This window comes from Occallatibacter gabretensis, assembly GCF_001449115.1.
Classification (GTDB): Bacteria; Acidobacteriota; Terriglobia; order Terriglobales; family Acidobacteriaceae; genus Telmatobacter; species Telmatobacter gabretensis.
In genome coordinates this window covers 998,651-1,023,023 of the sequence record NZ_LAIJ01000009.1, presented here as the reverse complement: position 1 = coordinate 1,023,023, position 24,373 = coordinate 998,651, and the positions used below count along the sequence as shown (strand labels likewise).

The following is a 24,373-nucleotide window of genomic DNA, read 5'->3' as shown; positions in this document are numbered from 1 at the left end:
CTCAGAAAGTTTGCATGCAATTAAGGGGTTTTCTGTCACACTCATAATCAGCAGAAGAAAAGCCACGGCCCGAACCCAAAAACAGGTTCGGGCCGTGGCCGTTTTGGGGAGGGGGCACCCCCCCTCCCCCATCCCCTCTGCACCAAAATTTGTGCAAAAACGATTTCGATACCCTGCAAACAGAACTGTGCGATTGCACAGTTCTGAAATGAAGATCGCATAAAGATTTCTATAAGGAGTGTGGAAACCGCCATAACCAACACAAAAAACATCACTTCAAAATCAACCCTGCACAGGATGACTCCCGCAATTGTCCGGAATCGAACACTGCCTCCAGATAGACTGGCAATGCGCTGTCATCGCTCCGTGAGGGTAATTATTTGCCTCGTCACTTTCGCCTTGCGCCTTTCGCTCTCTCTGCTTTGCTGCTTGCCGCACCCGCGCTCAACGGTCAATCCACGCCAACGCCTCTGACAGTAGAGGCCATCAATGGGGATGAGCCGCTCATCGGCACACCACCGGCGGGAGTGGCCTGGTCGCCGGACGGCAAGCACCTGAGCTGGCTCGAAAACGGCGAGCTGCACGCCATTGAGATCGCTTCCGGCAGACGATCTATATTGATAAGCCATGACAGGCTTGCTTCGATGTTCAAAGCAAGCAGCGACGACCAGGGCGGCAGCGTCGGGACACCCAGCTATTGGTGGTCACCGGACAGCAAGCATCTGCTCTTTGATTCAGCCGGACGCCTCTGGCTCTTTGATTTGAAGATTGGCACAGCGGTTGAGATGGGCTTCACCGCCGCGAGTTCCGGAGACAATCCCACCTTTTCTCCAAACGGTGAAACCATCGCCTTTGTCCGCGATCACGGTCTCTGGATCGTACGCCCGCGGGACGAGGGAGCGACAGGAACTCCTGTCGCCATCGCACCATCGCAGAGCCCCGCCATCACCAATGCAGAGGTGGACTGGCTCTACGGTGAGGAACTCGAAGTAAAGAGCAACTACTTCTGGTCGCCGGACTCCAGCCACATCGCCTATCTGCAGATGAACGAAGGCAACGTGCCGGAGTATCCGCTCGTCGACTGGACGCTCACGCACGCCAAAGCCGAGAAGCAATGGTATCCGCAGCCAGGCGATTCCAATCCCGAACTTCGCCTCGGCGTAATCGGCGCCACAGGCGGCCACACATCCTGGATCAGGCTCCCGATCCACGAAGGGCAGGACTACATCCCACGTTTTGGATGGGTCGATCGAAAGACACTCTGGATCGAAACGCTAAGCCGCGACCATAAGCGCCGCGCCGTCTACTTTGCCGACGCATTCGGCAGCCGCGATTCTCTGCAGATACTTGAAGTGACCGACGATAAGTTCCTAGATGATAACTACGGCGTCTCGGTGAGCGGCGGAGCCATTGTGCTCACCTGTTGGAAGGACGGTTACAACCACATCTATCTCTATCGCTACGACACGGGAAATCCGATGAGCGCGCCGGCCGCTGCGCCAAAGCAGCTCACCAGCGGCAACTGGGACGTACACTCCATCGCTGCGGTCGATTCTCAGCACCAAAAGATCTACTACGCATCGAATGAAACCAGCCCGGTAGAACAGCAGCTCTGGCAGGTAAGCTTTGCAGGGGAGCGCAAGGCGCTGACCACCGAAGCAGGAACGCACGAAGGAAACTTCCCGTCTGTCCCTGCATCGGATGAATCGGCATTTGTTGATACCTTCTCGACGCATCTTGATCCGCCGAAGCTCAGCATCTGCAAAACAGGCAGCGAATGTCAGGAGCTATGGGCCTCGCGCTCGATGCAGGCTTATCAGCTGCAACCACGCTTGCAGCTTGAGACAAAGACGAAGAACGGAACGACGCTGTATTCCACACTGATGCTGCCCGAAAGTTCTCATGGTGTGAAAAGCGTTCCGCTCATTGTGAATCCTTATGGCGGCCCGACCGCACAGACAGTAATGAATCGCTGGGGCGACGATTTTTGGGGCAACAATCTACTCTTCGACGAGTTGCTCGCACAGCACGGCTTCGCGGTATTACGTACAGACAATCGCGGCATGGCGGGACGCGGGCGCGACTTTGCGCTGGCAGCATATCGCGACTTTGGCAAGGTGCAGCTTGAAGATCAAATTGCAGCTCTCGATGCCGCGCTTGAGAAATTTCCGCAACTCGATCCAAAGCGGCTCGGATGGTGGGGCTGGAGCTGGGGAGGGCACTTTACACTCTACGCAATGACTCACTCGGATCGATTCATAGCCGGTGTCGCTGTCGCTCCTGTTACCGACTGGCGCGTTTACGACTCGACTTATACGGAGCGGTATCTGGGTCAACCAGCCGATGAGCCGCAGGCATACAAGGATTCATCGGTGGTGAACACCGCGGCGAGCCTGAAAGGTCCTCTGCTGTTAGTTCACGGTGTAAGCGACGACAATGTTCATATCGGCAACACCGTGCAATTTATAGACAAGCTGGTCAATGCGGGCATTCCCTATGACTTGCAGATTTTTCCGCGCAAGAAGCATGATCTTGCGGGAAGTGAGGCACGCGTGCAGCTCTACCGCCAGATTCTTGCGCATTTTGAGCAGTATTTGAAGCCGGACACAGGGCTAAAAGAATCTCGATGAGCTTTCGCGAATCTTATGGCTGAGTAATGAATTCACCGCGACTAGACTTCGCGGCGTTTGAAGAGCTCGTCTTTTTCCTTTAAAGGGCAGCGGGCACAGCTCAAGCAGCAAACAAGCAGAATAGCCACGCCAATCGTTACGACCAGCGCGACGAGACTTCCGCTAACAAGAATCCAATGCAGCCAGCTTTGCGTCATCGCGAACACTTCACTCAATCAGAGGCTGTCTTCTGACAGATTTCATCTCTTTCGGGCAGGTTGAGAGAGATACCTCAGACGCCCTCAGTGTATCATCGGAAAATTTTAGGTCGTCAATAGTTATTTCGGGCCATGAAAGAAGAGCATTTCCATTGCATAAAAGCAAATAAAAAGCGAAACTAATTTCGCGGCCTATAAAGCCTTCCGCCATGTTGCAAAGGTCCATTCCGGATGACGGCGCGATTGCCGAACTGACCGACGAGCAGATCGACGAGTGGCGGAGCCATGCACATGTCTCCTCTTCCGCGCTAAGGGAAAAAGAGCCGCAGCGCACAGCGGAAGATTCTGCACCGGCCGTGAACTGGCTCTTCGTCGATCTGAACTCCTACTTCGCATCCTGCGAGCAGCAAAAACGACCGGAACTGCGAAATCGTCCCGTCGCTGTGGTACCTATGATGGCCGACACCACCTGCTGCATTGCCGCCAGCTATGAAGCAAAAGCTTATGGCGTTAAGACCGGCACCATTGTGGGGGACGCGAAAAGGCTGTGCCCGGATCTCATCCTCGTTGAAGGTCGCCACGAACTCTACACCCAAATCCACCGCGAAGTAGTGGAGGCCGTTGAGAGCTGCGTGCCAGTCACCGCAGTCGCTTCCATTGACGAGATGGCCTGCCGGCTCATTGGCCGCGAGCGGCCACTCCTGACCGCGATGGAGCTAGCGCGAAAGGTAAAGCGCACCATTCGCGAACAGGTTGGCGATATGCTTCGCAGTTCGGTGGGTCTTGCGCCGAACCGCTTCCTCGCCAAGATCGCTAGCAACATGGAAAAGCCGGATGGCCTTGTTGCTCTACCAGTCGATGTCCTACCCACGGCACTCCCCCTGCTTGCACTGCGCGACCTGCCCGGCATCGGCACGCGGACGGAAAAACGGCTGAACGCAAGGGGCATCCACACCATGCAGCAGCTGCTGGCGCTCAACTGCGAACAGATGGGCCAACTATGGGGCTCGGTCTGGGGCGAACGGCTCTGGCACTGGTTGCGCGGCCAGGATTTCGATCTATCGGACAACGAGCACGCCAAGTCTATTGGCCACCAGCATGTGCTGGCGCCGGAGATGCGCACGCCGGAAAGGGCGTGGGCCGTGGCGTTGAAGCTACTGCACAAAGCCGCGCTGCGCCTGCGTGAAGCCGACCTGTGGGCTGCCAGCATAGGCCTCGCCGTAGGCTTTGCTGTTCCGCGTGCGCAGCAGGAGATTCCGAATTCCGTGAGCAGTTACGGCGTGCCACGGCGTGGATGGCATAGCGAAATCAAACTCACCGAATGCCAGGACAACCAGACGCTCATTACCGCGCTGCGGAAGCTATGGCAGCAACAGCCGGGTGGCGAGCAAAACGCGTATCCATATTTTGTGGGTGTCCATCTTGGCGGCCTTGTTCCTGACAAGCTGCACAGCTTGAGCCTCTTTGACTCGATGGACGGCTCCGAGAAGCGAGCGAGGTTGTATGAGGCCATGGACGCACTCAATCGCAAATACGGGATGCAGACACTGGCTCCCGCAACGATGCTGACGGCATACAAAGCTGCGCCTACTCGCATTGCATTTCACTCGGTGCCGGATCTCTTTTGAATCAGCTGCTTCCCCGATCAACGTTGCGGTCAATGCAGGCTTTGCGCCTCGGTCGTGCAGTTAGAGTGCGGTCTCGCGTTAGAATTTCTTCGGGTTGTACGAATACTTCCGTCGGACTTCTGCATCCTTTCTCTAAACGAGGTGAATTCTTGTCCAAAGCCAAGGCTTACTCTGCCGCCAGCGCCACATCGCCGCTTGCTTTCACAACTATTGAACGGCGCGATCCTACCGATACTGACGTCGCGATTGAAATTCTCTTCTGCGGCGTCTGCCACTCCGATCTCCACCAGGTGCGCAATGAGTGGAGCGGCGTCATGCCCACCGTTTATCCGTGCATTCCGGGGCATGAGATTCTCGGCCGCGTCACCAAGGTCGGCTCCGCTGTGACCAAGTTCAAGGCCGGCGATATCGCCGCCGTGGGCTGCCTGGTGGATTCTGACGGAAGCTGTCCGGCCTGCAAGGCAGGCGAGGAGCAGTTCTGTCCTAATCCCACGCTGACTTATAACTTCCCGGACAAGCATCTGGGCGGCGTCACCTACGGCGGCTACTCGGAGAGCGTCGTTGTGGACGAGCGTTTTGTGCTGCGCGTTCCTGAGAATCTGGATCCTGCCGGAGCCGCGCCGCTGCTTTGCGCGGGCATTACCACCTATTCGCCGCTGCACCATTGGGGCGTGACCAAGGGCCAGAAGGTGGGCATTGTGGGCCTTGGTGGATTGGGCCACATGGGCGTGAAGTTTGCGCATGCGCTGGGCGCGCATACGGTGGTCTTTACGACCTCGCCCAACAAGGTGGAAGACGCCAAGCGGCTGGGCGCTGACGAGGTCGTAATTTCGAAAGACGCGAAGGAGATGGCGAAGCATGCTTTCAGCTTTGACTTCATTCTCGACGCTGTCTCTGCCGACCATGACATCAACGCTTATCTTCCGCTGCTGGGCCGCGACTCGCACATGGTTCTGGTTGGCGCGCCGGAAAAGCCGATGGCGATTTCCTCCTTCAACCTCATTCTGGGCCGCAAGAGCCTTTCCGGCTCCATGATCGGCGGGATCAAGGAGACGCAGGAGATGCTGGACTTCTGCGGCGAGCACAACATTACGTCCGATGTGGAAGTGATTCCGATTCAGAAGATCAACGAAGCTTACGAGCGGCTGATCAAATCTGACGTGAAGTACCGCTTCTCGATCGATATGGCTTCGCTTAAGTCCGAGTAAGCCGGAAAGAAGTTGGTTCATGGAGATTCAACGAGCCGGCTCCAAGCCTTCGGGCAAAGGGCCGGAGGAATATTTCACGGGCACGGTGCGGGTGGATCCTCTTTTTTCCGCACCGGAGCCTTCCCGCGTTGTCGGTGCGCATGTGACTTTCGAACCCGGTGCGCGGACGGCGTGGCATACGCATCCGCTGGGTCAGACTCTGATTGTGACCAGCGGGCGCGGTCGGGCGCAGCGCTGGGACGGGCCAGTTGAAGAAATCCATCCTGGCGATGTGGTCTGGTTTGCGCCCGGCGAAAAGCACTGGCACGGAGCTTCGCCCGAGACGGCCATGACGCATATTGCCATTCAGGAGCGGCTGAACGGCCAGGCGGTCGAGTGGCTGGAGAAGGTCAGCGACGAGCAGTACTCGGGATAGTAAATGTACTGGTTGCCTTATTTTTGCACTTGTTTTCGTGCAATGTTTACTTATGAGTTAATAGAAAAGTTGATTTTGGGTGATTTTCTCTGGTTATTTATTTTACAACTCATTTACAATGATCAACTTACGGTTAAATTCAGCCCTAGAAACTGAGTGTCTTAATGGGGTCTAAATAGCGCCTTAATGACACTTTTGCTGACGTTTTACGGCTTTCCACTGAGCTGGAGACCAACAGCTCGAATTTAGGTAAAAGACCAATTTGCACAAATTCTAGTGCAGAGGGGATGGGGGAGGGGCCCCGTCCCCTCCCCAAAACGGCCACGGCCCGAACCTTTTAAGGTTCGGGCCGTGGCTTTTCTACTGCTGATTATGAGTGTGACAGAAAACCCCTTAATTGCACGCAAACTTTCTGAACACGAAGGACGGTACGAAAGGGAGTTGGACCAAAGTAATGTGGTGAGAAGCAGTGGGATGAGGGATCGATACAAAGTAAGGTGCAACATTCACAGAAACAATTGAAGATTGGAGGCTGTCAGGGGCTCGCAGCTCAACCATGCCATAGCGCAAGACACGCTTGCAGATGCAAGAAAGTCAGACAATTGCCCAGCCGGTGAGCACCGAGATTTACAAGGCTTTGAAGTGCAAGGTGCGTCAACGTATGCGCCGCTACCGATTTAGCGAAGGGCCAGTTCGATAGCCTCACTCAAGGAATCGAAATCGAAGGGTCCGTTGTGACGCCGACCGTTGATGAAGAAAGTCGGAGTTCCGTTGACGCCACTGCGTGCGCCTCCAGAAAAATCAGCCCGCACCCGAGAGCGGTAGGTCTGGCTTGCTTTTGCAGTTTGTAACTGGGCAGTTGACAGGTCGAGCTTGTCAGCCAGATTCAGGAAGAGGGTCTCGCCTAAATTTTCCTGATTCTCAAAGAGCAGATCATGCATTTCCCAGAACTTGCCGTGAACTCCGGCAAATTCGGCCACTTCAGCAGCCGGTTCTGCCCACGGATGGATCTGCGTCAGGGGAAAATTGCGGAAGACAAATGAGAGCCGTTTTCCAAAGTGCTTTTGTACTCTCTTGACGATTGGATAGGCCGTGCCGCAATGCGGACATTCATAATCGCCATATTCCACCAGGCTGCACTCCGCCGTGGAATTTCCTTGTATGTGGTCGTCCGCGTTGACCTCAATGGAAAGTTTGCTCATGACGTCTCCTATTTCGGCAGATTCTCAAGAGCTTCCAGGATTCCGTCGGCTCCAGGATTGATCGCGACCGGCGAGAGATAGCTCCAGGCAATCACTCCCTCCCGGTCAATGACAAAGAGTGCCCGCTCACAGACGCCTTCGACGGTTCGATAGGCACCGTAAGCTTTCGCAATCTCGCCTTTAGGTTCAAAGTCTGCGGCCAACGGGAATTGCAAGTGTCTATCTTTGGCAAACGCCTCGTGGCACCAGACGCCATCGACTGATACTCCCACCAATACGGCGCCAAGCTTTTGAAACTCGGGCAGAATCTCGTTATAAAGCGCCATCTGGTCACCGCAAACCGGGCTCCAGTCAGCTGGGTAGAATGCCAGAATAACCGGCTTGCCGCGCAACTCGCTCAGAGAGAGCTTTTGGTCAGGCGTGACATGAACACTGAAATCTGGAGCCGGCCTTCCGGCTGACAAAATATTGGACATAAGGTTGCCTCGACTGTGAGATCACAGAGCAATCAAATTCTCCCACGCAAAACGAGTTTGGCAGAGGACGGCCCGCGCAGCAAAGCGCAATCTGAGAAATGATAAAAAGAGCCAGGAGAAGCGAACCGTATCGCCTCTTGCTGACTTGCCTTGCTGGGATACTCTCCAAGTTTTATTGCATGGATTGGCCGGCTATGGTAACTAATTCTTTAGTTGTCTCGTCTAATTTGTAGAAGGAGTTTTCCAGAACCATGCCTCCGAAGCCATCGAATACGTTGACGCCAGCTGAGCTGAGGCTGATGAAGATCCTGTGGACTCGGGGCGAGTCGGCTGTCGCCGATATTGCGGCCGCGGCGGCTGATAATGGGCCGCTGGCATATACCTCCGTTCTTACGACGGTGCGTATCCTGGAGCAGAAGGGCTATGTGATGCACCGGCAGCAGGGGCGGGCGTTTCTTTACTCGCCGTGCGTGGCCGAGGATGAGGCGAGCCGGAGCGAGATTCGGCATGTGCTGGAGCGGTTTTTTGGCAACTCACGGGAGCGGCTGGTGTTATCGCTGTTAGGGGATGACGAGTTGACTGCCGAAGAGCTAAAGCGGCTGAAGGAACGGATTGCCGGGGCGACGGACGATGAGTCTGTAGGCGGAATGGCAGACGGAATGAGGGCGCGGCGATGAATGAGTGGCTTGCATCTTTGAGTCCGGTTGCGGCTTCGGCTCTGGTTTCCGCCTTGTGGGAGGGAACCGTGCTAGCGGGCCTGACATGGGCTGTGCTGCGGGCTTTTCCGCGACTCAGCGCGGCTGCGCGGAGCACGGTGTGGCTGGGCGTTTTTGCGCTGCTGGTCGGACTGCAAATATCGCCGTTGATGGCGAAATCGGCTGATGCGGTTGCAGCTCCAGTGGCGCATCTCGACTTGCGGTGGGGCTACGCGATATTGGGTCTATGGGTAGCGCTTTCGCTGGCGAGGGCTGTGCAGCTTGGCATTGGTGTGGTGCATCTGCGGCGGCTGGCCAGGCGCGCGGTGGAACTGCCTGCGGAAGCTGGATTTCGCGAGATTGTGGCGGGCAGGCGGGTGCGGCTTTGCGTATCCGATGAGATTGCAAGGCCCAGCGTGATTGGGTTCTTTCGACCGAAGATTTTGATTCCGGCAAAGCTGATGGAGAGCCTGCCTGAGGCGGAGCTGAAGCAGGTTCTGATTCATGAGTTGGAGCATCTGCGGCGTGCGGACGACTGGACGAACCTGCTGCAGAAGCTGGCGCTGGTGGCGTTTCCGCTGAATCCTGCGCTGGCGTGGGTGGAGCGGCGGCTGTGCGCGGAGCGCGAGCTGGCCTGCGACGATCGCGTGCTGGAGGCTGGCAATGGGCGCAAGGCGTATGCGATGTGCCTGGCACATCTGGCAGAACATGCGATGCTGCAGCGCGGGATGAGCCTGGCGCTGGGCGCGTGGGAGAAGCGGCCGGAGCTGGTGCGACGCGTGGAGCGGATTTTGCGCGGCGAACGGACGCTGGGACGGCGGATGGCTGTTGGCGTGACGGGCGGCGTGATGGCGGCTAGTCTGGTGGGCGCACTGATGCTGGCGCGGAGTCCTGAGATGGTGAGCTTTGCGCCGGTGGCGCAGGCGGAGATTGCTTCGAGTGAGGCACCGACGCTGGTTGGGGCGAAGCCTCAGCTTATGAAGATGACGATGCTGGTTGAGGCACGCGCAACGGGGACGGTTTGCCGTTCCCACCCTAGCGGCAAAAACAAATACGCCGCGAGGGTGGGGCACCCGATCACAGTGAAGACAGCTGAGTTGAAGCTGGCTGGACTGTGGAAGCCAGTACAGAGAGTTCCGGGCGGCAATCATCTGCTGGTGATGGCGGAGTGGAATGATCTGGGCGTGCAGCAGCGGGTGATCTGGACGATGCTGCGCGAAGGCAGGGAGCCGCCTGTGACTGCGGTTCCTGCGGTTTATTTTGTAGCGACGCCGAATGGCTGGCTGATTGTGCAGATTTAGAAAGAGGCAAGGAACAAGGGAACAGGGACAAGGGACAAGAAAGATCCCTCGGGAGCTAAACCCGATAGCCTATCGAGAAATTTATGTGCGGGCTGAGGCTCGTGCCATTCAAAAACAATGCAGGATCAACAACTTGGAGTGAATGAATATGCGTGAATCAACTAATCATTTAGTTGCGATTATGAAGCGGTTTTGGGCTCCGGCGGGAATTGCAGCAGCCTTTGCTTTGGGCGCTGTGCTGTATGCAGGGCACGGGAATGTGTTTGCCTCATCGGGTAATGGCGTGGCGCCGCTGGACGAGGAATCGACGGCTGCGCTGACGTCATTGGATCACGCGATGGAAGCTGTAAGCTCGCGCGTGACGCCGGCTGTGGTGAACGTGGCGGTAACGGCGAAGGTGGACGCGAAGGACGGCGGTGGCGAAGAGATGCAACAGATTCCGCCGGAGCTGCGGAGGTTTTTTGGCGGGATGGGCGGTCAACATCAGGGACCGCAGATTGAGCATGGGATCGGCTCGGGCGTGATTATTACGTCTGATGGCTACATTGTGACGAACAATCACGTGGTGGATGGCGCGACACAGGTGAAGGTGACGCTGCATGACCGGCGGATTTTGACGGCGAAGGTCATTGGCGTGGATAAGTTGACCGACCTGGCGGTGATCAAGGTAGATGCGAAGGAGCTGCCCGCGATTGCGTGGGGTGATTCGACGAAGCTGAAGCCGGGACAGACGGTGCTGGCGTTTGGGAGCCCGTTCGGGTTGAGCGGCACGATTACGCGCGGGATTGTGAGCGCGCTTGACCGACCGAATCCATTTGCAGATCAGGATCGCCGGAAGCCGGGTGGGTATATCCAGACGGATGCTGCGATCAATCCGGGCAACTCCGGCGGCGCGCTGGTGAATGCACGCGGGGAGCTGGTGGGTATCAACACGGCGATTGTTTCTGAGAGCGGCTCGTTTGCGGGAGCTGGATTTGCGATTCCTGTGCAGATGGTGCGCTCGGTCTCAGAGCAGTTGATTGCGCACGGCAAGATTGAGCATGGATACCTTGGTGTGAACCTGAATGATGTGACGCCGGAGAATGCGCAGTTCTTTAACATTTCCGATGCGTCAGGCGCGTTGATTGCGCAGGTGCAGCCGGATTCACCTGCGAGCAAGGGCGGCCTGAAGCAGGGCGATGTGGTGAAGGAAGCGAACGGACAGACGGTGGATTCTGGTAGCGCATTTCAGATGGCGGTGAGCCAGATGCAGCCGGGACAGGCGTTGAAGCTGAATGTCGTTCGCGATGGAAAGCCGGTCACGCTGAACCTGACGGTTGGAGCCTTTAAGGATAAGACTGAGGAGGCTTCGAACGAAGGCGGCGCGGCGGAGAACAAGGGACGCCTTGGAGTTTCTGTAGGCGACCTGAGTGACGATGTCAGGCAGCAGTTCCAGATACCGGCGCGGGTGAAGGGCGCGGTGGTGGAGGACGTTCGGCAGGGTAGCCCCGCGGAGGATGCGGCTATTCAGCCGGGAGACGTGATTGTGGAGGTAAACCGCAAGCCGGTGACGTCAGCCAGCGAAACGGTGAGCCAGATTCACGCGGTTCCGGACGGCAAGGATGTGCTGCTGCTGGTGTGGTCGCATGGAAATGCGAGCTACCGGACGGTGCATCCGGATAGCAATTAGTAGTTAGTGGCTAGTTGTTCGTGGTTCGTGAAAGGACCGGAGCTTAGGCTCCGGTCCTTTTGTTTGCGGGTGACTGGAGTCACTTGAGTGGCGATGGGGAATCTATCGTTTTCGTATGGCGGCTGTGATGGAATTCCGAGATGCCGGAGAGCGTGGGCTAGACTGGCAAGGACAGTTTATGCGGACGGCGATCATTGGCGGCGGAATTGCGGGGCTTGCGGCGGCGTTTGAGCTGGAAAAAGCGGGCGCGGAGTACACGCTATTTGAAGCCGGGAACCGGCTGGGCGGCGTGATTTCGAGCGCAACGGTTGCGGGGAGCGCGCTGGAGGATGGGCCGGACTCATTTCTAACGGAGAAGCCGGCGGCGGCGGAGCTTTGCCGCGAGCTGGGGCTGGGCGATGAGCTGATTCCTTCCAACGATGCACAGCGGAAGACGTGGATTGTGGTGGGAAAGCGGCTGGTGGCGCTGCCGGATGGGCTGATGTTTCTGATTCCGACGAAGCTGATGCCGACGGCGATGACGCCGCTGTTTTCGCTGGGTACTAAGATTCGGATGGCGCGAGAGTTGCTGCATCCGCCGCGTAGGGGTGAGGCGGATGAGTCGGTGGCTTCGATGATAGAGCGGCATTACGGGGCAGAGGTTGTGGATCGGCTGGCCGGGCCGCTGCTGAGCGGGATTTATGGCGGCGAGGCGAATCAGTTGAGCGCGCGGGCGGTGCTGCCGAAGCTGGTGGAGATGGAGGCGAAGTATGGCTCGCTGACACGGGCGATGCTTGCAGTCATGAAGGGAAGGCCGACAGGAGCTGGGACGAGGGCGACTTTTACGACGCTGCGCGGCGGATTGCAGCAGATGATTGACGCGTTGGCGGCGAGGTTGAAGCCGGAGGCGATTCGGTTGAAGACGCCGGTGCGGATGCTGGAGCGCGTGGCTGAGGGCTGGAGGGTGACGACGGCTGGTTCGGCTCAAGATTCTGGAAGCGAAGTTTTTGATGCGGTGATTGTGGCTTCGCCGGCCTGGGCTGCTGCTGACTTGCTGCGGACGGTGGATGCGCAGCTTAGTGAAGAGCTGGCTGCGATTCCGTATTCGTCGTCGATTGCCGTGAACCTGGTTTATGACGAGAAAGAGCTGGGGCCGCTGCCGGAGGGCTTCGGGTTTCTGGTTCCCGCGAGTGCGGGGCGAGCCATGCTGGCGTGCACCTTTGCGCACAGGAAGTTTCTGGGGAGGATTGCGCCGGGTAAGGCAGTTTTGCGGGCGTTTCTGGGTGGAGTGCGGAATGCGGCGCTGGTGGAGCAGCCGGACGATGTGTTGATTACGACGGCGCGGCGGGAGTTGAGCGAGATTCTGGGAACGCGAGTGCTGGGGATACATATTGAGCCAGAGGAGACGCGCGTGAGCCGCTGGCCGCGGGCGATGGCGCAGTATGCTGTCGGGCATCTAGGGCGGGTGAAGCGGATTCGTGCTCGTGTGGATGGGCTGACGGGGCTGCATCTGGTGGGGAATGCTTACGATGGGATTGGGATTTCGGATTGCATTCGGCTGGGGCGCGGAGCTGCGCGGGAGATTGCTGGAGTCTCGGTCAGTTAGCTTTTGAGTTATGCCACCCATGCGCGATGAAGCCGCGCATGAATGGGCACCCAAATTATGGCTGACCCACACTGTGCGCTTAAGCGGGAGCCAGCGCGATGGTGACGACGGTGATGTCATCCTCTTGCCCAAACTGCTTTGCGCGGCTTGCGATCTGGTCGGCGGTGTCGCTGGTGAGCGATGCTGTGCGCTCGAAGCCGAAGAGCTCGCCTGCGGAGTTGCGAGCCTCTATCACTCCATCGGAAAGCACGGTGAGTCGCTGGCTGGCGGCAAGCTCAAATGGGGTTTCGACGTATTCGATGCCGGCGGCGATGCCAAGGGGGAATGCACCTGGAAGATCAAGCTCGCGGCCGGCGATGTAGGGAGGAATGTGGCCCGCGTTGGCGATGAGGGCTTTGCCGCCGGGTGAGACGCGGATCGCGCAACAAGTGACAAAGCCGCTGCGAAGCTGGCCGACAAGGGCATTGTTGAGAAGAATGAGGATTGCCGCGGGACTTTCCGTGTAAATGGCGCGAAGCGCGCCCATGACGGCTGCAACGGTCATGGCGGCGCGAAGGCCTTTGCCGCTGACATCGCCGGCGACGAGCAGCAGGCTGCCACCGGCGAGCGGAGTGACGCTGTAGAAGTCGCCGCCGACCTGCGCGGCGGGCAGGTATGCGGCGTCTACTGCGAATCCTGGAATTGCCGGCGGGGCGAAGACGAGCTGTTGCTGGACTTCGCGGGCGGCATCCATCTCAGCGTGGAGCGATGCGCCCTCCCGCCAATTTGTCCACGCACGTCGGGCGAGAATCGTTGCCATGACCACGTCGACAACCAGCGAAGTGAGCGCAAGGCCGTCAATGTATGCGCGCCCGATGACGAGAGGCGGCAGGCCAAAGAGCGTGGACAGAATGTCAGCGGCGGGAACCAGGGACATGACAAAGGCCAGCACGCGTTTGCCTGGACGGAAAAGCATGGCCCATATATCCGCGCAGATATATAGCACTCCGAAGAACGCATTTGCGCCGTAGGAAATGCTACTGAGCCCGGGCAACCACGGGTAAGGAGTGTAAGCCCACATCACGACTGCAAGCCCAGCCGCCATGGCTGCCACTGCGGCGTAGGAGATGTATTTCACGAACGGCCAGGGAATGCGGAAGAAAGTCCAGGTAAAGAAAATTCCAGCAAAGGGAGCGAAAAACTGCAAGGGAGGATAGAGAAGCGTCCACTGACGCTGCGTCATGTCCAGATATCCCTGAGCGGACAGATTCATGAAGAGGGCGAATGCGGACCCACTCATCATGAAATAGCTGAAAAGCGCCAGCTCGCGCTCTCCTGTCACTCGCGAGAGGATCAGCAGCCCCACACCGAATAGTCCCGCGGCTGAAAAAGCCGTCCAGATGGGCAGCCATGCAAGCAGCCACGATTCGTCGTTCTCGCGCGCCGTTAGCTCAGCCGCATCTGCGCGATCGATGGCAAAGCGCTGGTCAATGCTGTCTGCGAGCAGAGCGGTCGGCCCCATCCACGCGCGGACTGCAACAAGAGCGGAGGAGGCATTTTGCGGGATCAGACCACCAGGAGTCGCAAAGACAGTCTGTCCCCTGCCAGTAACTGCCGTCGGATGCGGCGGAAGGTTTCCCCTGCGGCCGAGCAGCACCCCATTGACATAGATTTCTTCGGCACTGGGAAGATTTTCCTTTTGGATTGTGCGCAGCGCCAGCGGTTCGGAAGCTGCGGCGGGGATGGGAACGCGGAAACGGGCGCAGATGATGCCGTCGGCAGGGTAAGCGGGCTTGGGCCAGGGACCAATCGGGCTGGTGAGCCACTCATGATCGTCAAAGGATGAGCTAGTCCAGCCGGAGTCAGCGGAGCAGGAAGCGCTGAATTTATAGTGGAAGCTCCCGGGCGCGTTCTGCGCTGCGCAAAGAGAGATGAGCGCGAGCATCGCGGGAATGGCGACGGCTATGCGATGACGCAGCTTCAACGAGAGCCCCCGAATCCGCAGCCAGCGCGAAGATGAACAGTAATTCGAATGCCTACAGCTTACAGCCCGCCGGTGGTGCCTAGGAGAATTCCGATACCGTAGGTGACGGCGCCTTCGATGGCGCCGACGAGGGTCATTTCGAGGCCTGAGGACCACCAGGAGCGGACGGTGATGAGGCTTTTGGCTGCGCCGACTGCGAAGTGGGCGATGAGCGAGATGATGGCGGCAACGATAATGGCTGTCACTCCGCTTAAAAAAAAGAAGGGAATGACGGGAATGATGGCTCCGACGGCGGTAGAGAGCGCGCCGGAGAGGGCGGAGACCATGGGCTTCGATAGCGCTTCTTCGCTGGAACCGATGCGCTCGCTGACGAGGGCGCGCACCATTTGCTCGGGGTCGGAGCCGATGTGGTCGGCTACGTGGAGGGCGTCTTCTTCAGGCAATCCTTTGACCTGATAGTAGAGGCCGAGCAGCTCGCGGGCTTCGGCTGGATTCATGAGGATGGCTTCGCGCTCGCGGGCGACTTCTGCCTGGTAGATTTCGCGCGTGCTTTTGGCGGCGAGGTATGCGCCCGAACCCATGGAGAGCGCCGAGGCAATCATGCCGGAGAGGCCGGCGAGGAGAACGTATTTGCTTTCGCCGGTGGTGGCGCCGGAGACGCTGGAGACGATGCCGAAGATGGCTCCGAGGCCGTCATTGACGCCGTAGATGGCGTCGCCGATCCATGAGCCGGTCTGCTTGCGGCCCTTGTTGCGCTTGGCGAGCATTTCTTCCAGGACAGCTTTGGGGTCGACCTTATGCGCGCCGATGACGGAGCGGCCATGGTGACCGCGCAGGAGCGAGCCTAGCTCTCGGTGATGTTGTTTTTCGTCTTCGATGACGTGATGGAGGATTTCGATGGAGGCTTCGTCACCGAGCTGCTTGAGCTGGGTGCCGTAATTGGCGATGTGACGGCTCTCGTCGATTTCAAGGCGGCGGAGAGACAGGGGAATTCCGCCGATGGCGCTCCTGAGAGAGCCCGCGTCACCACCGGGCCCACCTTTATAGACAGGCTCAGGACCGCCGAGCTGCTTGATTCGCTGCTGCCAGAGCGCTGCGTGTTCGAGCTCGGCGGCGGCGAGATGGCGCAGAACCTGGGCGCGGATGGGGTCGGTGTCGCGGTCAGCGATGGTCTTGTAGGTGTGGTATCCGCTCATCTCGGCCTGCCAGTTGGCTTCGAGAGCTTCGAGGACTTTTTTCAGGCGAACGCCAGTTAGCTCTTCCGTTGCCACGTGCGCCTCCTTGCCGGGTGTTTGCGAAATTCGAGGATAGCATTGGCGGCGGAAGCTTTCAGGCGTGAGGACTCAGCCTTCAGTTCGATTGGAGGAGAACGAAGTATCTCCTGCGTGCGACCGAAAAGACAAAAACAGGTCCTTCGGTCCCTCACCCCAGCGACGAAGACCTGTCGCTGGGGACCCCGACTCCGCCTGAAGTACGGCTACCCTCAAGGATGACGGTTGATGGTGGTGGAACAACACTGTTCACTGGCGGCTACGCGCTGTTACATTTGTGTGTCAGCGGCAGAGCTGAAAAATCAATACGAAAAATCTGCACGAAAGTGGGAACCGCCTCTCATGGCCACGCGATCCACACCTCCGGCGGCGAGCGCGCCGAACTATACGGGACCGTTTATTACGGTCACTATTCTCTACTTCATTTTTGGATTCATCACGAATCTGAACATGCAGCTGGTTCCCCACCTCAAGTCAGTCTTCAGCCTGCCGTGGCTCCAGGCCGCACTGGCAAACGGCGCCTTCTTCACTGCGTATTTTGTGGTCTCCTCGCCCACGTCGAAACTGATTGAAGCTATCGGCTACAAGAAAACCATCGTCGTTTCGCTATTCGTGCAGGTGGCAGGTGCGTTGCTCTTTCTACCGGCTGCCAGCCTACCCAACTTCTGGCTGTTCCTGACGGCAGTGTTCATCGTGGGTTCCGGCGTGGCCATGCTCCAAACCTCGGCCAATCCTTATGTATCCGCACTGGGCCCAGAAAACAGCGCCCCAGTTCGCCAGAACCTTGCACAGGCCTTTAACTCCATCGGCGGAATGCTCGCGCCGGTAGTCGCCGGCGCACTCATCCTCAAGCATAAGGTGGTGTTGGATGCGGCACAGCTAGCAACTAAGACCGCGCAGGAGCGGCTGGCTTACCAGATCAGCATTGCCAGCACGGTTCGCATGCCATATCTGGCCATTGCCGGTGCGCTCATATTGCTTGGGATCGCGGTCTCATTTGCCTCTTTGCCGACTATTAAACACACCCAGGAGTTCCGTCCCACAAAGGAAGGCGTAGGCATTCTCGATCAGAGCATCTGGTCGTATCGCCAAACGGTTCTGGCCACCGTGGGAATCTTCTTTTATGTCGGCGTCGAGGTAGGCTTGGCGCAGTTCATGGTGGGTTACTTTGGATTGCCCGAGCTGGGAGGAATGACTGCCGCTGCCGCTGCCGCCTTTACGTTCTACTACTGGGCTGGTGCGCTCGTTGGCCGCCTGCTCGGATCGTGGATGCTTACCAAGATCAACGCTGGCCGTCTGCTCGGGCTCTTTGGCCTCTTCGCAGTAGTCTGCGTGGTCGTATCCATCAGCACCACCGGCACGATCGCAGTATGGAGTCTGATTCTATGCGGCTTCTTCAACTCGATCATGTTCCCAAATATCTTCGCGCTAGGCATCACCGGACTGGGGCCGATGACCAGCAAGGGGTCGGGGTTGATTATGACGGCGGTTGTCGGTGGGGCCATCATTCCGGTGATTCTGGGTGGATTAGTCGACCACTTCAGTTTCCGGCCCGCGGCGATTTTGCCGATCCTTTGCTATCTGTACATTGCTTTTTACGGTTTCGTCGGCCACAAGCCCTCACGGACTTTGACGGCTTAGGATCCCGTAATTCGAAAAAGGCCTTCTGGCAGACGCCGGAAGGCCTTTTTCTTTTCCTTCGCCTCTTTAGAAAATTTCCGGCGGCTTTTCCACCGCAAATCTTGTGCGATTTCTATGGCAAATGAGCCTGCTACTCATTAACATTCCCGTAAACCGGATGTGTAAGGGTCTTATATAAGGAACATTTCCGGATCAACCGAGCCTGAATCCAGACGCTCAGCGGAATTTTTGTTTGTTCCAGCAGGAGACGGTAACAGCTACGGTAACGCAGCCGCATCCAGCGGCGCGCCAACCATATATGAAGTCAGGGCTTGTTTTCGGGCCCCTCTTACGCGGATTGCGCTATAGATCCGCATTCCTTATCAAGGAGAGCCATTCGATGAAATTTTCCAAGCTTCTTCAGCGCGCTTTCTGCTCCGCGCTGCTGGGCGCCGGGTTAGTCGGGATAGTTTCCGCGCCCGCCGCTCTGCGCGCTCAGAGCACTACGGAAGGCGCCATTGCCGGCACGGTGACCGACCCAACCGGCGCAATCATTCCCTCGGCAGCAGTGACGCTGCACAACAACGACACGAATGCCGAAATCAAGCTGGCCAGCGATTCGAGCGGCTACTTCAAGGCTCCGCTGGTGTCACCGGGAACCTATACGGTGACCATCTCGGCGAGTGGCTTTGGGGACTATAAGGCAACGGGCGTGGCGGTGACGGTGGGCTCGCTGACGGAACTGCATCCGGAGCTGAAGACTGGCTCGGCGGTGGAATCGGTGCAGGTTTCGGGCGATGCCCCGGTTCTGCAGTTCGAGTCGCCGGAGATTTCGAGCACGCTGACCTCGAGGGAAATTCTGGATCTGCCGTTGAACGGCGGCCGCTGGAGCGATCTGGCGCTGCTGACGCCGGGTGCGCTTTCAGATGCGAACGGCTTTGGCCTGATCGTGTTTCGCGGCATCAGCCCGCTGCTGAATAACGTTGAGATTGACGGCGCGGACGACAACCAGGCGTTCTTCTCAGAAGAACGTGGACGTACGCGCGAGGGCTACTCCACCTCACAGATTGGCATTGCCGAATTCCAGGTGAACACGGGCGTCTACTCGGCGGAATATGGACGCGCCGCAGGCGGCGTGATCAACTCGGTGACCAAGAGCGGCACCAACCAGATTCACGGACAGGCGTATTTTCTGGACCGCGACAACGACTGGGGCGCGATTAACCCGTTCACGACATTTACCAGCGTGACGGAGCCTGCTGCCGGCGGCGCGCCGAATATTGTGACGGGCGTGCCCTTCCAGCCGAAGGACTGGCGCAAGCGCTGGGGCTTTGGCGCAGGCGGTCCGCTGATCAAGGACAAGCTTTTCTGGTTCTATGCGTATGATCAGTACCGCAGGAATTTTCCCGGTGTGGCGAAGCCGTCATCACCGGCCGCTTTCTTTAACCAGTGGGCGGACCTGTCACTGGATGGCAATGGCACCTGCAGCGCCACCTCAACCAAAGCAACCTTCACGCCCGCGGAAGGCTCCTCGCCAAGCAGTGGCGACTACAACGCCTGCGTGCTTGCGTATCGTGTCTTTGGCGGTAACTATGCCACGGCGGCAGCCAATTATGACCAGCTTTTGTTTGGTTCGGCGGTTTCAAGCATTACAGGTCTGACGAATCCCGGCCTGCTGGATGACACGGGCACCACACCCCGTACCGGCGACGAAGTATTGAACACACCGAAGCTGGACTGGCAGATCAACGACAGACTGCATGCGAGCTTCCTGTATCATCGGCTGCGCTGGGATTCGCCGGGCGGCGTGCAGACGCAGACCTCAAACAACTACGCGACTGATACCTTTGGTACGGACTTTGTGAAGCTGGACTACGGCATGGCCAAGCTGGACTGGATCATCAGCCCGTCGCTCACCAACCAAATCCGCTTCCAGTATGGCAAAGAACTGAACGATGAAGGCCAGCAGCCCTATTCGAGTTTTACCTCAACGTATCTGAATAACAATACGGGCACGCCTGTCCAGCTTGGCATCGATGGCACTCCCTATTCGACCTCAAACAACGCTCCTTCAACCAACGATGGTTTCACTGCCGGCATGCCGTATTACTCTTTCCGCACCGCGTACCCAGCGGAGTGGAAAGATCAGGTGGGCGACACGGGATACTGGACGCACAGAAACCACACCCTGAAGTTCGGCTTTGACCTGCTGCGAAACTCGGATGAGATCAACAACCTCTACGAGTCAAACGGTGTTTACACCTATACGACCTTCGGTGATTTCTTTGCCGATATCCTGCAGCCGAGCGGAACCTGCGATTCCGGCGGAACGGAAAGCGGTCTGGGCAAATATGCCTGCTATTACAACTTCACCCAGGGCCTTGGAACGCCAGTCTTCTCCGTCACAACGATCGACTACGGATTCTTTGCGCAAGATGACTGGAAGATTACGCCGCGCCTGACGCTGAACCTCGGCCTGCGCTACGACTACGAGCATGTTCCTCCGCCGTATCCGTCGCTGATTAACACTTCACTGCTGACGACGACGTTTCCTTATGCTCCGGCTCAAATCGGCAACAAACCGGACGACAAAAACAACTTCGGTCCTCGCGTGGGTCTCTCGTGGGATCCTTATGGGACGGGTCACAATGTGGTGCGCGCCGGCTACGGACTGTATTACGGACGCATCCTGAACGGCGTGGTTCTGAACGCGTACGAGGCGGCGGGCAGCCCCAACGGACAGTACACAATTCCGGGCATTTATGGCGAAATTCCCAACGGAGCCACTGCGCCGGCGTTCCCGCAGATCATTCCCAACAACGGCTCGTACTCAACGCCGAGCGTGGACTTCTTTGCCAAGAACTTCCAGAATTCGCAGATTCATGAGTTCGACTTCAGCGTGCAGCACGAATTCGGCCATGGAAGCTATCTGACGGTGAATTATATGGGAGCGTTGGGCCGTGAGCTGCCAAACTTCCTGAACATCAACCTGAATCCCGCGTCCTTGAAGCAGGGCGTTCTTACGATTGCACCTGCGACAACAGGTGGATCCTGCGGACCGTTGGCCTGTGGAACGCAGATTCCAACGGCTTTCTACACCAAGACTCTCAATACCTCACATTACGGCAGCATTACCGAGGTGGTGAGCAACATTAACTCTAGCTACCATGCGGCGGTGGTGGAGTTCCAGAACCGCGGCAACAAGTATGCACAGTTCGACGTGAACTACACGTGGAGCCATGCGCTGGACTACAACCAGAACCAGGCGACCTCACCAAGCACAAACAACTGGTGGGATCCGAACGGCAACGCGCGCGCTAACTACGGCAACTCGGCGTATAACGTACCGAACCGCTTTGTGGGCTGGGCGCTGCTGCAGTATCCGGGCGCGCACCACGGCTGGCAGCGGTACGTTGAAGATGGCTGGCACCTGAACCCGGTGCTGCAGGTGCAGAACGGCCTGCCGTACTCGGCCGCCGTGAGCGGCACGATCACAGGCGCATACAGCTCCGGGCTTACGGGCTCCGGCAACTCCGGCTACCTGCTGCAGCTTGGGCGCAATACCTTCCAGCAGCCGACGACACTTGATCTGGATGTGCGGCTGCAGAAAGATATTCACATTGGCGAGCGGTTTAACGTGGAGCTGGTGGCGGAGGCGTTTAATCTGGTCAACCACCTGAACGTGACGAGCCTGAACTCGACCGCGTACTCGATTGGCAGCTGCGCGGCTTCAGGCGCTGCAGAGGCCTGCAAGCTGAGCTATCAGCCATTCAGCGCCGGCTCGACGGGCATTACCGGCCAGTCGGGTTTCGGCGCGATCACCAATGCGGATTCCACCTTTGTGTATAGCCAGCGGCAGGTGCAGCTGGGCATGAAGCTGGATTTCTAAATACAACTCAAACGCAAATGAAAGCGGCGGCCCAGTTGGGCCGCCGTTTTCGTTTGTTACGAAATGAGCACGCGCGTCCACGAGGACTGTTACTTTTTGTGCTTCTTGTGCTTGCGCGATTTTTTTACAGCCGTTTCCTGCTGCGCCGTTTCATCGGTGCGAAGGAGCGGGCTTTCGCTGAACCACCTCGCGATTTCTTCACCTAATCTCGGGTCAAAAAAGGCAGAAGAGGGTTTCTGCTTTTCTTCGAGCAACTGCTTCGTAGCGCCTTGCTTGCTGATGCTGCGCGGGGACGTTTCTATGGGCACGAGGCGCACGACGGGCTTGCCGGCGCGGGCGATGATGACTTCTTCGCCGGATTCAGCCTTGAGGATAAGTTGCGAGAGATTGGTTTTGGCGTGATGGATATTGACTTCCATGCGGGAAGTGTAGCACGGGTTAGCTTAGCTAGACTTAGCTAAGCTAGGAATTTTCCCGATTTTTTGCCATTTCGTAGAGCTTAAGAATAGTGTTCCAATTTCGTCCGGTGCCGATGACGCCGATGGCTTTGTCTAAAGTTTTTCCGGTGAATTTGGTTTCGCCGGCGCCGTCTGGGAAATGGAAGTAGATTGCATTGTGGTCGAGTGTGTAGCGGTCGCGGCGGGCGGGGTATTTGGCAACGATGGTTGCCAGTGCGGCTTCTGCCTCTTTGCCTGCTGGGCCGGCAAGAAAGGCGGCGTGGACCAGAGCGCCATTCGCGGCGGCTTCGGTGGCGTAGGGGTTGGAGTCAATGAGGCGCTTCAGCTGGTCTGTGGCTCGTACGATGACGCCGACGGGAGCACCGAGATGTTTTTCGAGCGCTTTCGTTATATCGGATGCTACTTTTTCTGCTTTGGCGCTGGTTTCAAAGACCGCGTTGCCGCTCTGGATGTAGGTTTCTACGCGCTTGTAGCCGAGTTTTTCGAGGATTGCGCGGAAGTCGGCCATGGAAAGCTTGCCTGTTCCGCCGACATTGACTGCGCGCAGGAGTGCGATGCAGGTGGGCATGAATCCCTCCGGATGCGAATAGTGTATCCGTGAAAAAGAGTGGTGCCGTGATGCGAAGCTTTTGGTTGGCGGGAGTGCTTCCAGGTCTCAGAATCGAGACCTGGGGCACCCAGTGGTGTGATGGAACAAGCAAACAGTAGAAAGATTATGGGTAGATGCGGTGGAGGGTGCGGGCAAAGGGGATGGTTTCGCGGACGTGATCGAGACCGCAGACCCAGGCTACGACGCGCTCGATGCCCATGCCGAAGCCGGCATGCGGCACGCTGCCGTAACGGCGCAGATCGAGATACCACTGGAAGGATTCGAGGGGCAGGTTGTGGGCTTCGATGCGGCTCTTGAGCAGATCGTAGCTGGAGACACGCTGCGAGCCTCCGATGACTTCGCCGTAGCCCTCGGGCGCGAGTACGTCGAGGCAGAGCGCGTAGGTGGGGTCTTCGGGGTCCGGCTCCATGTAGAAGGCTTTGACGGCGGCGGGATAGCGATGGACCATGACGGGCTTGTCGAACTGCTTCGTGAGCCAGGTTTCATCGGGTGAGCCGAAGTCGTTGCCGTACTCGAAGGGATTTTCGAGCTCGCCTTTGGCGTGGGCGTCGTTGAGCATCTTTGCGGCTTCATCGTAGCGCAGGCGCGGGAAGGGCGGAACGATGGCTTCGAGCTTTTGGATGTCGCGACCGATCACTTCGAGCTCCGGAGCGCGGTTTTTTACGACGCTCTGCACGATGTGCGAGAGGTAGTTTTCGGCGAGTTGCATAAGGTCGTTGAGGTCGCAGAAGGCGACTTCGGGCTCGACCATCCAGAACTCGGTGAGATGGCGGCGGGTCTTGGATTTTTCGGCGCGGAAGGTGGGGCCGAAGCTGTAAACCTTGCCGAGGGCGAGGGCAGTGGACTCGATGTAGAGCTGGCCGGACTGTGTTAGGAACGCCGGTTCGCCGAAGTAATCGACGGGAAAGAGCGTCGAGGTGCCTTCGCAGGCGGCGGGGGTGAGGATGGGCGGATCAGTGCGGATGAATCCGTTCTGGTCAAAGTATTCGGCGGCGGCGCGCATGATCTCGGCGCGGATGCGGAGGATGGCGGACTGGCGCGGCGTGCGGACCCAGAGATGGCGATGCTCCATGAGGAACTCGACGCCATGCTCCTTGAGGCTGATGGGGAACGGGTCGGATTCGGAGACGCGCTGGATAACCTGGATGTTCTCGACGTCCAGCTCATAGCCTCCGGGGGCGCGCTTGTCGGCGCGGACCTTTCCGGTGACGATGACGCTGGACTCCTGCGTCAGGCCTTTGAGGGCTTCGAAGACCTCAGCGGGCACGGATTTGACGTGGGCGACGCCCTGCACGGTTCCGGTGCCATCGCGGAAGATGGGGAAGAGCAGCTTGCCGCTTTCACGCAGGTTATAGAGCCAGCCTTTGAGGGTGACGGACTGGCCTTCGTGCTTACCGAGAGTGGAGATGGTGGCTACAGGCGCAGATGCGGCCTTGGTCTCTTCAATATTCACAACGGTTTCTTCAGACATGGCATTCTCCTTTCTAGGATAACGCCGCGGGGTGATCTGATTTCCGCACTGGCTGCATCCCTGGGGCCTGGTTTATCGTCCTATG

Annotated in this window: 17 protein-coding genes; 10 read left to right on the top strand and 7 right to left on the bottom strand. The window is 58.0% G+C overall.

The window, feature by feature from the left end; translation table 11 throughout:
• Positions 1-380 precede the first annotated feature (380 nt).
• From VO84_RS10500 to VO84_RS10485, 4 genes are all read left to right on the top strand, one after another.
• Positions 381-2,630, top strand: coding sequence for a DPP IV N-terminal domain-containing protein (locus VO84_RS10500; protein WP_058187572.1), 2,250 nt, complete (start codon positions 381-383; stop codon positions 2,628-2,630).
• 406 nt (positions 2,631-3,036) lie between these two features.
• Positions 3,037-4,455, top strand: coding sequence for a DNA polymerase Y family protein (locus tag VO84_RS10495; protein ID WP_082661888.1), 1,419 nt, complete (start codon positions 3,037-3,039; stop codon positions 4,453-4,455).
• A gap of 149 nt (positions 4,456-4,604) precedes the next feature.
• Complete coding sequence (locus VO84_RS10490) at positions 4,605-5,663, top strand: NAD(P)-dependent alcohol dehydrogenase (protein WP_058187571.1); 1,059 nt, start codon at positions 4,605-4,607, stop codon at positions 5,661-5,663.
• Between the two features lie 19 nt (positions 5,664-5,682).
• A complete protein-coding gene (locus VO84_RS10485) occupies positions 5,683-6,078 on the top strand; it encodes a (R)-mandelonitrile lyase (RefSeq protein ID WP_058187570.1) in 396 nt (131 codons plus the stop codon).
• A 677-nt stretch (positions 6,079-6,755) separates the two neighbouring features.
• Here the strand turns inward: VO84_RS10485 and VO84_RS10480 are convergent.
• Positions 6,756-7,280 carry a DsbA family protein gene (locus VO84_RS10480; RefSeq protein WP_058187569.1) on the bottom strand — a complete coding sequence of 175 codons (525 nt, stop codon included), beginning with the start codon at positions 7,278-7,280 and terminating at the stop codon, positions 6,756-6,758.
• 8 nt (positions 7,281-7,288) lie between these two features.
• Positions 7,289-7,756 (bottom strand): redoxin domain-containing protein, encoded by a 468-nt coding sequence (locus VO84_RS10475; protein WP_058187568.1) that lies wholly within the window; start codon positions 7,754-7,756, stop codon positions 7,289-7,291.
• Between the two features lie 251 nt (positions 7,757-8,007).
• On the opposite strand from VO84_RS10475, the gene VO84_RS10470 reads away from it, so the two are divergent.
• The 4 genes from VO84_RS10470 to hemG all read left to right on the top strand — a co-directional run bounded on the left by VO84_RS10470 (position 8,008) and on the right by hemG (position 13,006).
• Positions 8,008-8,433 (top strand): BlaI/MecI/CopY family transcriptional regulator, encoded by a 426-nt coding sequence (locus VO84_RS10470; RefSeq protein ID WP_058187567.1) that lies wholly within the window; start codon positions 8,008-8,010, stop codon positions 8,431-8,433.
• A complete protein-coding gene (locus tag VO84_RS10465; RefSeq protein WP_058187566.1) occupies positions 8,430-9,752 on the top strand; it encodes a M56 family metallopeptidase in 1,323 nt (440 codons plus the stop codon). Before VO84_RS10470 ends, VO84_RS10465 begins: the two co-directional genes overlap by 4 nt.
• A gap of 148 nt (positions 9,753-9,900) precedes the next feature.
• Positions 9,901-11,421: a Do family serine endopeptidase gene (locus VO84_RS10460; protein ID WP_058187565.1), complete on the top strand. Its 1,521-nt coding sequence runs from the start codon at positions 9,901-9,903 to the stop codon at positions 11,419-11,421.
• Positions 11,422-11,599: 178 nt separating this feature from the next.
• Positions 11,600-13,006, top strand: coding sequence for a protoporphyrinogen oxidase (hemG, locus tag VO84_RS10455; protein ID WP_197413975.1), 1,407 nt, complete (start codon positions 11,600-11,602; stop codon positions 13,004-13,006).
• Positions 13,007-13,085: 79 nt separating this feature from the next.
• Here hemG and VO84_RS10450 read toward each other — a convergent pair whose 3' ends face one another.
• Together VO84_RS10450 and VO84_RS10445 are read right to left on the bottom strand one after the other, a co-directional pair.
• On the bottom strand, positions 13,086-14,969 hold the full coding sequence (locus VO84_RS10450; protein WP_157439818.1) for a PP2C family protein-serine/threonine phosphatase: 1,884 nt from the start codon (positions 14,967-14,969) through the stop codon (positions 13,086-13,088).
• Positions 14,970-15,028: 59 nt separating this feature from the next.
• Entirely contained in the window at positions 15,029-16,240 is a 1,212-nt protein-coding gene (locus VO84_RS10445) for a VIT1/CCC1 transporter family protein (RefSeq protein ID WP_058187562.1), read from the bottom strand.
• Positions 16,241-16,582: 342 nt separating this feature from the next.
• Between VO84_RS10445 and VO84_RS10440 the strand changes: the two genes are divergently transcribed.
• Both VO84_RS10440 and VO84_RS10435 read left to right on the top strand, forming a co-directional pair.
• Positions 16,583-17,881 carry a sugar MFS transporter gene (locus VO84_RS10440; RefSeq protein WP_058187561.1) on the top strand — a complete coding sequence of 433 codons (1,299 nt, stop codon included), beginning with the start codon at positions 16,583-16,585 and terminating at the stop codon, positions 17,879-17,881.
• 379 nt (positions 17,882-18,260) lie between these two features.
• The gene (locus VO84_RS10435; protein ID WP_058187560.1) at positions 18,261-21,749 is read left to right on the top strand and encodes a TonB-dependent receptor domain-containing protein; all 3,489 of its coding nucleotides are present in this window, start codon (positions 18,261-18,263) and stop codon (positions 21,747-21,749) included.
• Between the two features lie 89 nt (positions 21,750-21,838).
• On the opposite strand, the gene VO84_RS23035 is transcribed toward VO84_RS10435, so the two are convergent.
• From VO84_RS23035 to asnS, 3 genes are all read right to left on the bottom strand, one after another.
• Positions 21,839-22,168, bottom strand: coding sequence for a type II toxin-antitoxin system Phd/YefM family antitoxin (locus VO84_RS23035; protein WP_058187559.1), 330 nt, complete (start codon positions 22,166-22,168; stop codon positions 21,839-21,841).
• A 43-nt stretch (positions 22,169-22,211) separates the two neighbouring features.
• Complete coding sequence (locus tag VO84_RS10425) at positions 22,212-22,775, bottom strand: DUF1697 domain-containing protein (RefSeq protein ID WP_058187558.1); 564 nt, start codon at positions 22,773-22,775, stop codon at positions 22,212-22,214.
• 145 nt (positions 22,776-22,920) lie between these two features.
• Complete coding sequence (asnS, locus tag VO84_RS10420) at positions 22,921-24,288, bottom strand: asparagine--tRNA ligase (protein ID WP_058187557.1); 1,368 nt, start codon at positions 24,286-24,288, stop codon at positions 22,921-22,923.
• Between the last annotated feature and the right edge of the window lie 85 nt (positions 24,289-24,373).